The 14,603-nt window shown below is 57.0% G+C and carries 12 protein-coding genes; 9 read left to right on the forward strand and 3 right to left on the reverse strand.

Going from position 1 to position 14,603, the window contains the following annotated elements:
- The first annotated feature begins 493 nt into the window (after positions 1-493).
- On the forward strand, positions 494-1,810 hold the full coding sequence (gene ribB / locus ABJV08_RS15520) for a 3,4-dihydroxy-2-butanone-4-phosphate synthase (RefSeq protein WP_348037053.1): 1,317 nt from the start codon (positions 494-496) through the stop codon (positions 1,808-1,810).
- A 95-nt stretch (positions 1,811-1,905) separates the two neighbouring features.
- Positions 1,906-2,334 carry a 6,7-dimethyl-8-ribityllumazine synthase gene (gene ribH / locus ABJV08_RS15525; RefSeq protein WP_348037051.1) on the forward strand — a complete coding sequence of 143 codons (429 nt, stop codon included), beginning with the start codon at positions 1,906-1,908 and terminating at the stop codon, positions 2,332-2,334.
- On the opposite strand, the gene ABJV08_RS15530 is transcribed toward ribH, so the two are convergent.
- Positions 2,318-3,088 (reverse strand): ion transporter, encoded by a 771-nt coding sequence (locus ABJV08_RS15530; RefSeq protein ID WP_348037049.1) that lies wholly within the window; start codon positions 3,086-3,088, stop codon positions 2,318-2,320. The genes ribH and ABJV08_RS15530 overlap by 17 nt on opposite strands.
- Positions 3,089-3,208: 120 nt before the next feature.
- Positions 3,209-4,000, reverse strand: coding sequence for a methyltransferase (locus tag ABJV08_RS15535; protein WP_348037047.1), 792 nt, complete (start codon positions 3,998-4,000; stop codon positions 3,209-3,211).
- 137 nt (positions 4,001-4,137) lie between these two features.
- Here ABJV08_RS15535 and ABJV08_RS15540 point away from each other — a divergent pair, with 137 nt between their 5' ends.
- The 3 genes from ABJV08_RS15540 (at position 4,138) to ABJV08_RS15550 (ending at position 9,934) form a co-directional block, all read left to right on the forward strand.
- Positions 4,138-5,040 carry a hypothetical protein gene (locus ABJV08_RS15540; RefSeq protein WP_348037045.1) on the forward strand — a complete coding sequence of 301 codons (903 nt, stop codon included), beginning with the start codon at positions 4,138-4,140 and terminating at the stop codon, positions 5,038-5,040.
- Positions 4,928-6,484 carry a DNA polymerase Y family protein gene (locus ABJV08_RS15545; protein ID WP_348037043.1) on the forward strand — a complete coding sequence of 519 codons (1,557 nt, stop codon included), beginning with the start codon at positions 4,928-4,930 and terminating at the stop codon, positions 6,482-6,484. Before ABJV08_RS15540 ends, ABJV08_RS15545 begins: the two co-directional genes overlap by 113 nt.
- 159 nt (positions 6,485-6,643) lie before the next feature.
- Positions 6,644-9,934, forward strand: a complete 3,291-nt coding sequence (locus tag ABJV08_RS15550) for an error-prone DNA polymerase (RefSeq protein ID WP_348037041.1) — start codon at positions 6,644-6,646, stop codon at positions 9,932-9,934.
- Here the strand turns inward: ABJV08_RS15550 and ABJV08_RS15555 are convergent.
- Positions 9,931-11,190 (reverse strand): ACS family MFS transporter, encoded by a 1,260-nt coding sequence (locus ABJV08_RS15555; RefSeq protein ID WP_348037039.1) that lies wholly within the window; start codon positions 11,188-11,190, stop codon positions 9,931-9,933. The two genes, ABJV08_RS15550 and ABJV08_RS15555, sit on opposite strands and share 4 nt — an antisense overlap.
- 145 nt (positions 11,191-11,335) lie before the next feature.
- Here ABJV08_RS15555 and hppD point away from each other — a divergent pair, with 145 nt between their 5' ends.
- The 4 genes from hppD to ABJV08_RS15575 all read left to right on the forward strand — a co-directional run bounded on the left by hppD (position 11,336) and on the right by ABJV08_RS15575 (position 14,602).
- The gene (gene hppD / locus ABJV08_RS15560; protein WP_348037037.1) at positions 11,336-12,439 is read left to right on the forward strand and encodes a 4-hydroxyphenylpyruvate dioxygenase; all 1,104 of its coding nucleotides are present in this window, start codon (positions 11,336-11,338) and stop codon (positions 12,437-12,439) included.
- Positions 12,436-12,984: a VOC family protein gene (locus tag ABJV08_RS15565; protein WP_348019420.1), complete on the forward strand. Its 549-nt coding sequence runs from the start codon at positions 12,436-12,438 to the stop codon at positions 12,982-12,984. Before hppD ends, ABJV08_RS15565 begins: the two co-directional genes overlap by 4 nt.
- A 126-nt stretch (positions 12,985-13,110) precedes the next feature.
- Entirely contained in the window at positions 13,111-14,121 is a 1,011-nt protein-coding gene (locus ABJV08_RS15570) for a fumarylacetoacetate hydrolase family protein (RefSeq protein ID WP_348037035.1), read from the forward strand.
- A gap of 19 nt (positions 14,122-14,140) precedes the next feature.
- Positions 14,141-14,602, forward strand: coding sequence for an ASCH domain-containing protein (locus ABJV08_RS15575; protein ID WP_348037033.1), 462 nt, complete (start codon positions 14,141-14,143; stop codon positions 14,600-14,602).
- The last annotated feature ends 1 nt before the right edge of the window (position 14,603 follow it).

Below are 14,603 nucleotides of genomic sequence, written 5' to 3' on the forward strand. Positions count from 1 at the left end.
GCGGAGGTTATTTTGATTCAGTTACTCACAAGTCGCATCAGAAAAAGGCATAAGATTGTTTGAGCGGGAAGCGGTTAGTGTATTAGCGGACTGCTGGTGAGCCTAATGTGTGCAACTGGGTCGTGCAGAACGGCAGCCAGTACGTTCCTAGTGTCCGCTTTTGCGCCCAAAGCGGACGCTAGATCAGACAAAATCTCGCGGGGATTTGCACTGATTATATTGTCAAAGACACGCCCCGCTTTCCTACATCATCTCGCAAATGCTATCCTAGGAAGATGGACAAAACACCTTCATATCCTTCACAAAACCGGTGCAATGGCGACTTTTATCAACCGGTAGATTTTCATTCTTATAACCCTGTAAGCTTTGTAAAGTTTGTAATATTATTACTCGGTCGAAAGGGTGTCATGTGAAGTCAATGTGATAAACACTCTAGACCAATCACATTGCAGTGTGATAAACGAGTCGCAACATCACATTGAAGGGCGAGTCCATGAGCAAAATCCTGATTGAACAACTGATCGAACTGATCGATTCCGGCGAAGAAACCCGCGCGGGTCTGGCGCGGGCGGCGGGTCTGCATGCCAATAGCCTGCGCAGCCTGGGGCAGGATGACTGGAACCCGACGGCGGAAACGCTAGGCAAGCTCGAAGCCTATCTGGCGCGTGGCGGCAGCGGCGTGATGGCGACGGCAGAAGAAATTATCAATGAAGCGCGCAACGGGCGCATGTATATTCTCGTCGATGACGAAGACCGCGAGAATGAAGGCGATCTGATCATACCGGCGCAAATGGCGACCCCCGATGCGATCAACTTCATGGCCAAATATGGTCGCGGGCTAATCTGTCTGGCGATGGCCAAGGACCGGGTGGAAGAGCTGGGCCTCGACATGATGAGCCAGAATAATCGGGGCGCTTATGAAACCGCCTTCACCATTTCGATCGAGGCGCGCGAAGGTGTCACCACCGGGATCAGCGCCGCCGACCGCGCGCGCACCGTTGCGGTGGCGATTGACCCGAACCAGGGGAAAGAAGGCATTGTCACGCCCGGTCACGTCTTCCCGCTGCAAGCGCGCAACGGCGGCGTGCTCGTTCGTGCCGGCCATACCGAGGCGGCGGTCGATGTATCGCGGCTGGCTGGCCTCAACCCCTCCGGCGTGATCTGCGAGATCATGAAGGATGATGGAGAAATGGCGCGGCTCGATGATTTGATCGAATTTGCCCAGCATCATGGCATGAAAATCGGGACGATCCGTGATCTGATCGCCTATCGCCTGCGCCACGATCATCTGACCGAACGCCGTGCGGAAGCGCGCTTTACCAGCCGTTGGGGCGGCGAATGGACCGCGCTGACCTTCTATAATAGCGCCACCGATAGCGAACAGATTGTCTTGCAGAAAGGCCATGTCGATCCGGACAAGCCGACCCTGGTGCGGATGCACGCCATGACGATCTTTCCTGATATTTTTGCGCAGGACACCGAGCGCCCGAGCATGGTGCAGGAATCGATGAAGATCATCGGCGAGGAGGGTTCCGGCGTCATCGTCTTCATCAATTCGCGCAGACCCGATTTTTTCTCGCAGCAAGTCCGCAGCCTTGCAGGCGAAAAAGCACCGCCAATGGACCAGTTGCGCGACTATGGCGTCGGCGCGCAAATCCTCAGCGAACTGGGTGTCAGCGACATGACATTGCTAACCAACAGCAGCCATGAGCTTGTCGGACTCGACGCCTATGGATTGCGGATTGTTGGACAGCATGCTGTACCGTCCAGCAATGACAGCACAGAAACCGCAACGTTGGAGACAGCGTAGCTATCGGATCACCCTGAATATATTTCAGGCACACCGTCAATAACATACAGGGTCCTGGAAAAGATTCAGGATGACGAATTTAAGGGACATATAGAATGGCAAAATTTCTGATCGTCGAAGCGCGTTTTTACAATGAGCTCAATGATATGCTGATCGATGGCGCCATCGATGCGTTAAAAGCCGCGGGCCATGAGCATGAACTGCTCACCGTCCCGGGCGCGTTGGAAATTCCCAGCGCGATCTCGCTGGCCATCGATACCGATCAATATGACGGCTTTGTCGCGATCGGTGTGGTCATTCGCGGCGAAACCTATCATTTCGAAATCGTGGCCGGAGAAAGCGCGCGGGGTATCATGGCACTGACCATGGATGGCGCAGCAATTGGCAATGGCATCATCACGGTCGAGAATGAAGATCAAGCGTTGGCGCGTGCCAATAAAGTCCGCAAAAACAAGGGTGGTGAAGCGGCACAGGCCGCCATTGCGATGTACGAACTGGGTCTGAAGTTCAGTCAGGCTGGCTAGCCTTCAGTTCCGCGACATCCCGTCTGATCGCCCGGATTTCGTTCAATATCTCGTCCCGCTGAGCGGTCTGCTCTTCGTCGGCTTCCTCGTGCATCGCGTTGACGATGATCGCGATGAACAGATTGAGCACGACAAAGCTGGTGATCAGGACAAAGGGTACAAAAAATACCCAAGCCAAGGGATAGACTTCCATGATCGGGCGGACGATGCCCATCGACCAGCTCTCCAGCGTCATGATCTGGAACAGCGAATAGAGCGACGCACCGATGGAGCCGAACCATTGCGGGAATTCGGCGCCGAATAATTTGGTCGCCATGACCGCTGCTATATAGAAGACCAGAGCCAGCAAGATGATGACGGTGCCCATGGACGGGATCGCGGCAAACAGCCCCTGCACCACTTTGCGCATCTTCGGCATCGCCGAGACCAGCCGCAAAGCCCGCAATATACGCAGCGCACGGAGCACAGACAGGCTTCCTCCGGTCGGCAACAATGCCACCGCGACAATTACGAAATCAAAAATATTCCAGCCGTTTTTGAAGAAAGACAGGCGATAGACGAACAGCTTGAGCAGGATCTCGACGATGAATATGCCAATGGCAATCTGGTCGAGCAGAATAAGAGTCGGGCCATAGCGCTCCATCATCATCGGCGATGTTTCCATCCCGATGATGATCGCATTGATCACAATCACCGCCATGATCCCGTTCTGAAAACGCGATGATTCAATCCATATCCGAAGTCGTTCCACCACAAGCCACCCTATGCAAAAAATATACTGCTTCTCAATTGGCAGACATGTGGTCGCACAGCCGCCAGCAATCAAGGCAGACTTTGCCTTGACCGCGATAGATATTGCCGCGGCTGGGCTTGGCTATTCCGGCTTGGTCAGTTTCAGGATGAACCGATCGGTTTTGCCGCGCGTGTCGGGCCTGAAGACATTCTTGCTGTAATCGTCATTTGTTCCGGCCAGCAGTTCGTCATTCCGTTCGACCGCGAATCCCGCCGCTTCTGCTGCTGCGACCGCCAAAGCCGGATCGATCCGGTGGGTGGCGTTGTTATCGCCATCGGGCGCGCCAACATGGTCAATCACGCCGAGCACCCCGCCGGGCTTCAGCTTCGTCTTGATTGCCATCAGCATCCCGGTCGCCGCCGGAGCACCGAAATTATTATAGACGTCGTGAAAGTTAAGCACGGTGATTGCGACGTCAACCATGCCATCCTGCACACCGAGATCGGTCATCTCGCTGTTCAACCGTTCGATCTGGGGCAAAGCATTGGCCGCGAGACGCGCGGATATCTCTGTTTCATATGCGCCGTCACGTAACTGGAGTGCGGCCGCCGGGTTCTGGGCATAGACTTTGCCTTCCGGTCCGGTCGCGATCGCCGCAGCGACACTATACCAACCGCCAGAGGCGATCAGGTCGAGCACTGTATCACCAGGCTTGAGGTTTAAAAAAGCCAACACTTCGGCTGGCTTGCGCCCTGCATCGCGGGCTTTGTCTTCATCCGAACGCCCTTCGGCAGCAGCCAGCGCGGCATTGACCGCAGCGACATCGATGGTTGCCATGCCCTTGGTTTCGTGATGGTTGGCGAGCGCCGGCAAAGGGGTTAGCGCGGTGGCAGAAAGACTGATCACCGATAGTTTGAGCCATGCCATTTTCATACTCTCTCTCCTGTTACCGCCATGTTCCCGCAGCCACGGGCCTTGGTCAAGTCTTATGCGACCGGCCTTGTTTCGTCTGTGCGGAAATCGTGAACGGACTTGACCAAATCCATCTCTTCTATAAATTAGAACAAATCATGAACAACATCGATTCGGATTCGGTGGAGCCTTTTGCGGGTTCACCGGTCAACTCTGCACCTGTGCCCAAAGCGGCCGCGTTAAAAGCGCGGCTTGCGAAGATTTTGGCGACCTCTGGCGTCAAAGCGGCGGAGCATGGCGATCGTCCGTCCCATTTTAGCTTTGGGGTGGAGCGGATGGATATGGCCCTCCGCGGCAATGCCGGGGTCGATGGTTTGCCGCGCGCGGCTTTGCACGAATTGCATGCCGCCGACAAAAGCCACCGGACCAGCGCGGCGGCAATGGCACTATTGCTGGCACACAGATGCCGAACTCTGGAATCAGACAGCAAGCCCATATTGTGGATTAGCGAAGGCGGAGAAGCGCGGCGACAAGGGCGGCTCTATCCGCCAGGGCTTGCCGAACTGGGCATTAATCCGTCCCATATCATCCATATCGACGCACCCGACAGTATCGCGGTGCTGCGCGCTGCCGCCGATGGCGTGCGCTGCGCCGCGATGGGGGCTGTGATTGCAGAATTGTCCGGCAAGAAGCCCAAGGGACTAGACCTGACAGCCACACGCCGCCTCTCCTTGTCGGCCCAGCAATCGGGGGTCGTGACCTTATTACTGAGAAGCGGCGGCGACAAAGACAATCCGTTGCCCACGTCCGCCTTTAGTCGTTGGAACGTGAGCGCAGCTCCATCCTCGCCACTGGAGGCCAATGCGCCGGGCCATCCCGCCTTTGATATCAATTTGCTGCGCCATCGCAGCGGCCTTTACGGGTTGAGCGCCCGACTGGAGTGGAACCGTGACCAACAAGCCTTCCGCGAACGACAGAACGAGCAGGATACGCCGGACCTTGGCGCTGTTCCTGCCCTATCTGCCGTCAGAGCGGATCATCAAGGCGCACGGGCCGCCTGACCATCCCTTTGCGCTGATCGAGAAAATTCGCGGCGCGATGGTTATCATGGCGGCGGACCGGCAAGCCATGGCCTTGGGCCTCGGACCGGGCATGAAGCTTGCCGACGCCCGCGCCCGGGTGCCGGACCTGCTGGCATTTGACCATGAACCATTGGCCGATGCAGATCTGCTGTCACGGCTAGCGGAAGCTTGCGAGCGCTACACGCCAATGGTGGCTGTTGAACCGCCTTATGCGCTGATCCTCGACATCACCGGCGCAGCACATCTCCATGGGCATGAGAAAGCGCTGGCGCAGGATACCGAAGACCGGCTCGATAGAGCAGGTTATAGCACCTGCTGGGCCTTGGCCGGGACAGCCGATGCGGCGCTCGCGCTGGCCAGACATGGATTGAAAGAAGGCGCAGAGGCCCAAATGCCGGTATCGGCGCTGGCCATGGATGCCAAGACCCATCAGGCGCTGGAACGGGCTGGGCTTTATCATATCGGCGATATTGCCGAACGCCCGCGCGCCAATCTCGCGGCCCGTTTCGGAATGGAACTCACGCTCAAGCTCGATCGCATTCTGGGCAGAGAAGACCGCCCGATCGATCCGTTGCGCAGAATAGGCAATGTGATCACAGAGCGGCGCTTTGCCGAACCGCTAACCCATATTGATAGCGCGCTCACATGCCTGTCGGAACTGTTTGCAGAAGCGTCCGAACGACTCAACGAACGCGGCCAGGGCGCGCGGATGGTCCGCATGATGCTATTCCGCTGCGATGGCGATATCGCACGATTGGGTCTGGAAACCGGCGCACCAACCCGCGATATCGCGCTTTTCACGCGGCTATTGCGCGAACGGATCGAGGCGCTCAACGATACGCTCAATCCCGGCTTCGGCTATGACCTGATCCGGTTGAGCATCGTCGCATCGGAGCCATTGGCACCCCAGCAATTGCGGCTCGAAGGCGGCGAGGACCGGGAAGGCGACACCGTCGCTCTGGTCAGCCAGTTGAGCACTCGTATGAGCCGTGAACGGGTGCAGAAATTTGCAGCCGCCGACAGCCATATCCCGGAACAGGGCCTGCTCGCCCTGCCCGCGCTCAATGCCCCGCCGCCTATCCCCTGGAAAATGCCGCCATCGGACGATCCGCCGATGCGCCCCTTGCATCTGTTCGACCCGCCGCAGCGCGTGCAGGTGATCGCCGAAGTGCCCGACGGACCACCCTATCGCTTCACCTGGCGGCGCAAGATCCATCAGGTAATCCGCTATGAAGGGCCGGAGCGCATCGCGTCAGAATGGTGGCAGCGCAAGGACGGTCAGCAACCCGGCAATGGCGGCCTGACCCGAGACTATTATCGCGTCGAAGATGCTCGTGGCCGACGCTATTGGCTGTTTCGGCATGGGCTATATGGCGAAGAGAAAGCGAACCCGGATTGGTATGTTCATGGGCTATTTGCGTGACTCTCTGTTCACTCCCGCTCACGGCCCAAAGGCATCCGCCTTTGCTTCGGTGCCAGCCCGCCTCCCCCTTCCGACCGCCCAGTGCGACTGTACCCTATGGGTGGTCGGAAGGGGGAGACGGACTGGAGCAGAGCGGCCACAGATGTGGGGGCGCGTCCGATGAGTAACTTCGCAGAGCTGGCCGCATCCACCCATTATAGCTTTCTGCGCGGAGCCTCCTCCCCCGCCGATATGGTGATGCAGGCCATGGCTCTGGACATGACCGGCATTGGAATCGCCGACCGCAACAGCGTCGCCGGTGTCGTGCGAGCCCATGCCGCGCTGCGCCGGGCCCATGAGGATGCAGAGGAGGAAGGCGGCACTTTGCCCAACCTCAAGCTAATCGTCGGGTCGCGGCTGTTGTTCAACGATAAAACGCCGGAAACCATCGTCTATCCACTCAACCGACGCGGCTGGGGGCGGCTGACGCGGCTGCTCTCGACCGGCAATTTGCGGGCCGAGAAAGGCGATTGCTTTCTCTATGAGGCCGACTTGCTGGAGTGGTGCTCCGACGATTGGGCTTTGATCATTCTGACGCCACCGACCAGCGCATTGGCAAGTAATCTAAGATCCCGCACGCCCCATATCTGGCTCGGTGCCGTGATGCCGCGCTCCGGTCCGGACAAGCGCCATGTCGCAACGCTGCACAGCCTCTCCCAAGCGACAGATATCCCGCTCATCGCGACCAATGACCCGCTTTATGCCACGTCGCAGCAGCGCCCGCTCCACGACATTTTGACCTGCATTGCCGAGAAGACCACGATCAGCAAAGCGGGCCGCCTGCTCGCCGTCAATGCCGAGCGTTTTCTCAAAGGTCCGGCAGAAATGGCGCGTTTGTTCCGGGATTATCCGGAAGCCATTGCAGAAACGCAGAAGCTGCTCGGCCTGATCGATTTTTCACTCGACGAACTGAGCTATCACTATCCTGAAGAACCTGTGCCCGAGGGCTGGACACCGCAACGCTGGCTGGAGAATCTCACCTGGTCCGCCGCCCATGCCCGCCATGGCACAGTCCTGCCGGAACGGTTGCGATCAAAGGTCGAAGAAGAATTGCGGCTGATCGAGAAAATGGAATATGCCCCCTATTTCCTGACCGTCCATGACATTGTCAAATTTGCGCAGGATCAGGATATCCTCTGTCAGGGGCGCGGGTCGGCGGCCAATAGCGCGGTCTGTTATCTGCTCGGTATCACCTCGGCTGATCCAATGGAACATGACCTGCTTTTCTCGCGTTTCATTTCCGAAGAGCGCCGCGAGCCTCCAGATATCGACGTCGATTTCGAACATGAACGGCGCGAGGAGATCATCCAATATATCTATGCACGCTATGGCCGCCACCGCGCCGGGATTGCCGCAACCGTGGTCCATTATCGGTCGCGCAGCGCGATCCGCGAGGTCGGCAAGGCACTCGATCTGTCGGAGGATATTACCAGCCGCCTGTCGAGCACTGTCTGGGGCAGCCATTCAAGCAAGGCGCCCGACAATCGCTTTGCCGAAACCGGCCTCGACCCGGACAGTCCGGAGATTAGACGGGTGGGCGACATGGTCCGGCAAATCCTGCAATTCCCCCGCCATCTGTCGCAGCATGTCGGCGGCTTTGTGCTAACACAGGATCGGCTGGACGAGACCGTGCCAATCCACAATGCCGCAATGGATGATCGCACATTTATCGAGTGGGACAAGGATGACATTGATACGCTGGGCCTGATGAAGGTCGATATATTGGCGCTTGGCATGCTCACCTGCATCCGTAAGGCCTTTGATATCATGCGCGAGATCGGTGCCGGGGATTATGATTTGCAGAATGTCCCGCACGAAGACTCGGTCACTTATGATATGCTGTGCAAGGGCGACAGTGTCGGCGTGTTCCAGGTCGAAAGCCGCGCCCAGATCAATATGTTACCTCGGCTGAAACCGCGAATTTTCTATGATCTGGTGATTCAGGTCGCGATTGTGCGACCTGGTCCGATTGAAGGCGATATGGTCCACCCCTATCTCCGCCGCCGCTCGGGCGTGGAGAAGGTCACCCTGCCCTCGCCCAAGCCACCCCATGATCCCGACGAACTCAAATCCGTGCTCGGCAAGACATTCGGAGTGCCTCTGTTTCAGGAACAGGCGATGAAGCTGGCGATTGTCGCTGCCGATTTCTCGCCCGGCGATGCCAACAGATTGCGCCGAGCGATGGCGACCTTTCGCAATGTTGGCACGATCCACCATTTCGAAGCGAAGATGATCGAGGGCATGACCGCCAAAGGCTATGAACGGGAATTTGCCGAGCGCTGCTACAAGCAGATTCAGGGCTTTGGCAGCTATGGTTTCCCGGAGAGCCATGCGATCAGCTTTGCCCGACTGGTCTATGTCTCTAGCTGGATCAAATGCCATCACCCGGCGGTCTTCGCAGCAGCCTTACTCAACTCGCAGCCCATGGGATTTTACGCTCCTGCGCAACTTGTCAGGGACGCGCGGGAACATGGGGTGGAGGTGCGGGAACCCGACGTGAATTTTAGTGACTGGAACAACCGGGTGGATCTTGATCGTACGATCCGCATCGGATTGCGTCAGATTGACGGCTTTCGCGAAGCCTGGGCCGCGAAAATCGTCGCGGTCCGGCCATTTCGAACCATCGAGGAGCTTGCCCGCAAAGCCGACCTGCCGACCCGCGCACTGCGCCTGCTCGCCGACGCCGACGCCTGCCGGTCCCTGCAGCTCGATCGCCGTCAGGCGCTGTGGGAAGTGCGCCGCACACCGGTCAACACCTTGCCTTTGTTCGAGGCTGCACGGGCAAAAGAACTAGGACAGGAACAGGATGCCCGCCTGCCTATGATGACCAAGGGCGAGCATGTGGTAGCAGACTATCAGAGCGTCCGCCTGTCGCTAAAGGGCCATCCCATGGAATTCCTGCGCGAACGGTTTCAGGCGTTAGGCGTGCTCAGCTGCGCAGAAATTGCCTCTGCAAAAAATGGCGCGCGGGCAAAAGTAGCCGACGTTGTCCTAATCCGTCAGCGGCCCGGAAAGGGCAATGCGATTTTCATCACTCTGGAGGATGAAAGCGGGGTTTCCAACCTGCTGCTCTGGGCCAGCCGCTTTGAAAAAATGCGCCGGCCGGTAATGGCCGCCCGGCTGATGATCGCCACCGGAGAAGTCCAGCGCAGCGTGGAAGGCGTCACCCATTTGATGACCACGCGGGTGGAAGATTATACCTTCATGCTAAGCGAGATCACCGACCGGGAACGGCCCGACATGCCCATGGCCCGCGCCGACGAGGTCAACCGCCCGATCTATCGCAACGAGGACAGGCAAGCGGCACGTCAGGCAGAGGCGGCGCGATCAAACCAGCCCCATCCCGCAAGATCCAATGGCGGCCATCCCCGCAATGTCCGGATATTGCCGAAATCGCGGGATTTTCACTAGGCGGCGGCTGCTTCAAACTGACGCTCGCCGCTACCGAAGACCAGATAGAAGATCAGGCCGAAGGCGGCGACCCCTGCGGCGACCTGAAAGACCAGTGCCCATGATCCGGTAACGTCCAATATCCAGCCGCTGACCAGCACACCAATAATGCCGGGAATGGTCCCGGCGGTATTGGTAATGCCCATCAACGTGCCGGCATGTTCCGGTGCAATGTCCATATGATTGACGAAGAAACCGCTGACCGCAAAGGCGCCTAAAGCACTGCCAATGGTCATGATGGTGATCGCGGTGACCGCATCCTGCGCCTGTCCGACAATCAGCAGCGCAATAATGCTGCCGCCAAAACCGATCAACATCATCAACTTGCGCACGCGGGTTATCGTCATGCCGCCGCCAATCAACCGGTCTGCGACAACCCCGGACAGATTGATGCAGAGGAACAGCGCGATATGCGGCATCATCGCAAAATAGCCGACCGAGGCATAATCCACACCGAGCCCCTTGGTGACAAAGGTCGGCAACCACGCGAGCAAGACATAGAACCACCAATTGTTACAGAAATGGGCAACGATAACCGCCCAGACCGGCATATTGGTTATCAGCGCGCGCCATGGCGTGGCGACCGCGGGCGTATCGGCTATCGTGTCGGCGGCAATCAGATCGAGCTCTGCCTGACTAATCCCAGCCTGCTTGTGCGGGCTTGGCGCGATAAGAAAATACCAGACAGCGCACCAGATAAAACCAACGCCGCCGAACAGATAGAACACCCACTCCCAGCCCCAGGATGCGACAATCACCGGTGTCGCCAAGAGCGCGAAAACCGTTCCGAGTGGAATGCCGCTATTGGAAAACCCAGCGGATCGCGACCGTTCCTTCACTGGAATCCAGCGCGCATAGAGCGCGTAAATGGCTGGAAAAGTAACCGCTTCGCCCATGCCCATCAATATCCGGGCGATGACCAGAACCGTGATACCCAGCGCGGCGGCAGGAGGAGCAACAAGCGTGAACAGCGACCAGATCAATACGCCATAGCCGAGCACGATCTTGCCACCGTAACGGTCCGCCAGCTTTCCGCCGACAATCTGGGTCAGCAGGTAGCCGATGAAGAAACTGGACAATACCAACCCTTGCGTCGACAAATTCCAACCATAGGTTTCCACCATTGGAATGATCGCAACCGAAATGGCGACCCGGTCCATATAGCAGATAAAAATGGCCAAAAAGGCCATGAGTGCCAGTTGATGGCGTTTTTGCATTGTCATCCTCCCCGATGATGCCCCGATGCCCTGTTTTTATCGATAGGATGGGCACCATTTCACTTGCATATCTGGCGCAAATTCCCTATAGTATCATTTGTAACTATATTGCGTCTTAGCGCATGTTTATCTCAAGGAAATTGTTGTGGCTGATCTGTTTGAAAATCCCGTGGGCCTGGACGGCTTTGAATTTGTTGAATTTTGCGCACCCGAGCGTGGCGTCCTGGAACCGGTATTTGCGGTCATGGGCTTTACCGAAATTGCCCAGCACCGTTCGAAGGACGTCCATCTGTGGCGGCAGGGCGGCATCAACCTGATCATCAACTATGAACCGAAATCGGCAGCTTGGTATTTTGCCCGCGAACATGGCCCCTCCGCCTGCGGCATGGCCTTTCGCGTAAAAGACGCGCGCAAAGCCTATGACTATCTGCTCGAAAAAGGTGCCGAGCCTGTGCATGTCGAAACCGGCCCGATGGAGCTGCATATCCCGGCGATCCGTGGCATCGGCGGGGCCATTCTCTATCTGGTCGACCGCTATAATGGCGGCGAGCGTGGCGAGAATCTTTCCATCTATGACATTGATTTTGAATATCTACCCGGCGTGGACCGCAATCCGGTCGGTGCCGGTTTCAACATCATCGATCACCTGACCCATAATGTTTACGGCGGCCGGATGAAATATTGGGCGGACTATTATGAGACGCTCTTTAACTTCCGCGAAATCCGTTTCTTTGACATCAAGGGCGAATATACCGGACTGACCTCCAAGGCACTCACCGCGCCGGACGGCAAAATCAAAATCCCTCTCAACGAAGAGGGCGAAGGCGGCAAGGGCCAAATCGAAGAATTCTTGCGGGAATTCAACGGTGAAGGCATTCAGCATATCGCGCTCATCTGTGATGATCTCGTGGCTTGCTGGGATCGGCTCAAGACACTCGGCGTGCCGTTCATGACTGCGCCTCCGACCGCCTACTACGAGATGCTCGACGGTCGCCTCCCCGGTCATGGAGAAGATGTGAATGCATTGCAGACCCGGGGCATATTGCTCGATGGAACAACCGATGGCGGTGACCCTCGTCTTTTGCTTCAGATTTTCGCAGAAGCGCAAGTCGGTCCGGTTTTCTTTGAATTTATCCAAAGAAAAGGCGATGATGGTTTTGGTGAGGGCAATTTCAAGGCCCTGTTTGAAAGCATCGAGCGTGATCAAGTGACGCGGGGTGTGCTGAAAGTAGAGGAACCTGCAGAATGAATGCACCTACGGTCGAAGGCATCCATCATGTCGCCTATCGCTGCAAAGATGCGAAAGAGACAGTTGATTTTTACCAGCGCGTGATGGGCATGGACTTCCAGCTCGCCTTTGCCGAAAATGAAGTGCCTTCGACCGGTGAATATGATCCCTATATGCATATTTTCCTCGATGCGGGTGGCGGCAATGTCCTGGCCTTTTTCGAACTGCCCGAGCAGCCGGAAATGGATCGCGACCAGAACACGCCGGCATGGGTTCAGCATATTGCGTTCAAAGTCGGTTCGCTCGACGCACTGCTGGCAGCAAAAGCCAATGCGGAAGCCGAAGGTCTGGACGTCATCGGCCCGACCCATCACGGCATTTTCAAGTCGATCTATTTCTTTGATCCCAATGGCCATCGTCTAGAACTGGCCTGCGACATTGGTACAGATGAAGAAATGACCGAACTGCGCCGCGTTGCTCCGGCGATGCTGGAGGAATGGAGTCGCACCAAGAAAGCGCCGCAACATGCCGCCTGGCTGCATGAGAAAGCCCGCGACGAGCATTAGTCCCGCGTTGAAAATCATAACCACCTTTATTTCCGTTCCTGTCGGGCCTAGTCTTTACCGATGAACAGTAGATCGTCGTGCCTCGACATCGTTCGGGAGCAACGGCAGCTTGGAGAAGGATCCTAGATGAAGCTCGCTACCCTGAAAAATGATTCGCGTGATGGCCGTCTTGTTGTGGTCTCCAAAGACCTCACCCGCTGTTGCGAAGCGAGCAATATTGCTCCGACCCTACAGGCAGCGCTGGACGACTGGGACCAATGCGCGCCCAAGCTGGAAGCGCTCTATCGCGACGTCGAACATGAAACCGTACCCTGCGAACGCTTTCATGAGCGGCTAGCCGAATCCCCCCTTCCCCGTGCCTATCAATGGGCCGACGGCAGCGCTTATATCAATCATGTCGAACTGGTCCGCAAAGCCCGCGGCGCGGAAGTACCAGAGAGTTTCTATTCCGATCCGCTGATGTATCAGGGCGGCAGCGACGCCTTTCTCGGACCGCGTGACGATATTCCGCTCGGCGATCCGGCTTGGGGCTGTGACATGGAAGGCGAAGTCGCCGTCATCACCGATGATGTTCCGATGGGAGCGAACCCCGAAACCGCCGCCGATCACATCAAACTGGTCATGCTTTGCAACGATGTCAGCCTGCGCGGCTTGATCCCTGGAGAGTTGGCCAAAGGCTTCGGTTTTTTCCAATCGAAACCACCATCGGCGTTCTCCCCTGTCTGCGTGACGCCCGATGAATTGGGCGATGCGTGGAAGGGTTCAGTCATCCATCTACCGCTACAGGTCGACTATAACCGCGAGCCCTTTGGCCGCGCCAATGCCGGCATCGATGCAACGTTCAGCCTCGCTGATCTCGTCGCCCATGCCGCCAAAACCCGTCCCTTATCAGCCGGCACAGTGATTGGTTCCGGCACCGTATCCAATCAAGGTCCCGATGGCGATCCCGGCAAGCCAGTCAGCGAAGGCGGACTGGGCTATAGCTGCATCGCCGAAATCCGGATGATCGAAACGATCAACGACGGCGCGCCCAAAACACCATTTATGAGCGCTGGCGACACCGTAAAAATCCAAATGTTGGATGCCGATGGCCATTCGATATTCGGTGCCATCCGGCAGGACGTCGTCGCGGTCTGAATTCGCTGGTTTTCAGAAAATGCACCGCTCTCTTTGGGAAGAATATTGTAACGCCACAGGGATCAATGAACCCTGCCCGCCGGCCGATCAATTTGGCGACACGCCAGAACTCGGAGACGAATTGGTCTCGCTGGTCCTCAAAGGTCAAAAACAAGCAACTTGCGAACTCAAAAGATGGTTTGATAGCCACGGACATCCGCTACCGAAAAGCGGCGATCGATGGATTATCACAGATGGATCCGGCCAAGAGCAATGCATCATCGAGACCACCCAGGTCGACCTTTGTTCCGTAAGAGAGGTAGACGAAGCTTTTGCATGGGATGAAGGTGAAGGCGACCGATCCCTTGCCTTCTGGAAAGCGGCCCATGATGCCTATTACAAGCGCCAAGCGGAACGGGACGGCTTTGTATATTCCGATGAAATGACATGTGTATGCGAGCGTTTCAAATTGATCTGGCCTGCACAAACATCAAAGCAATAGA

The sequence above is a fragment of the Parasphingorhabdus sp. genome (assembly GCF_039982395.1).
Classification (GTDB): Bacteria; Pseudomonadota; Alphaproteobacteria; order Sphingomonadales; family Sphingomonadaceae; genus Parasphingorhabdus.

Bases quoted from the DNA above. Each gene is read 5' to 3' on its own strand.
- ribB (WP_348037053.1), top strand. From the start codon at position 494: ATGAGCAAAATCCTGATTGAACAACTGATCGAACTGATCGATTCCGGC.
- ribH (WP_348037051.1), top strand. From the start codon at position 1,906: ATGGCAAAATTTCTGATCGTCGAAGCGCGTTTTTACAATGAGCTCAAT.
- ABJV08_RS15535 (WP_348037047.1), bottom strand. From the start codon at position 4,000: ATGAAAATGGCATGGCTCAAACTATCGGTGATCAGTCTTTCTGCCACC.
- ABJV08_RS15540 (WP_348037045.1), top strand. From the start codon at position 4,138: ATGAACAACATCGATTCGGATTCGGTGGAGCCTTTTGCGGGTTCACCG.
- ABJV08_RS15550 (WP_348037041.1), top strand. From the start codon at position 6,644: ATGAGTAACTTCGCAGAGCTGGCCGCATCCACCCATTATAGCTTTCTG.
- ABJV08_RS15555 (WP_348037039.1), bottom strand. From the start codon at position 11,190: ATGCAAAAACGCCATCAACTGGCACTCATGGCCTTTTTGGCCATTTTT.
- ABJV08_RS15565 (WP_348019420.1), top strand. From the start codon at position 12,436: ATGAATGCACCTACGGTCGAAGGCATCCATCATGTCGCCTATCGCTGC.
- ABJV08_RS15570 (WP_348037035.1), top strand. From the start codon at position 13,111: ATGAAGCTCGCTACCCTGAAAAATGATTCGCGTGATGGCCGTCTTGTT.
- ABJV08_RS15575 (WP_348037033.1), top strand. From the start codon at position 14,141: ATGCACCGCTCTCTTTGGGAAGAATATTGTAACGCCACAGGGATCAAT.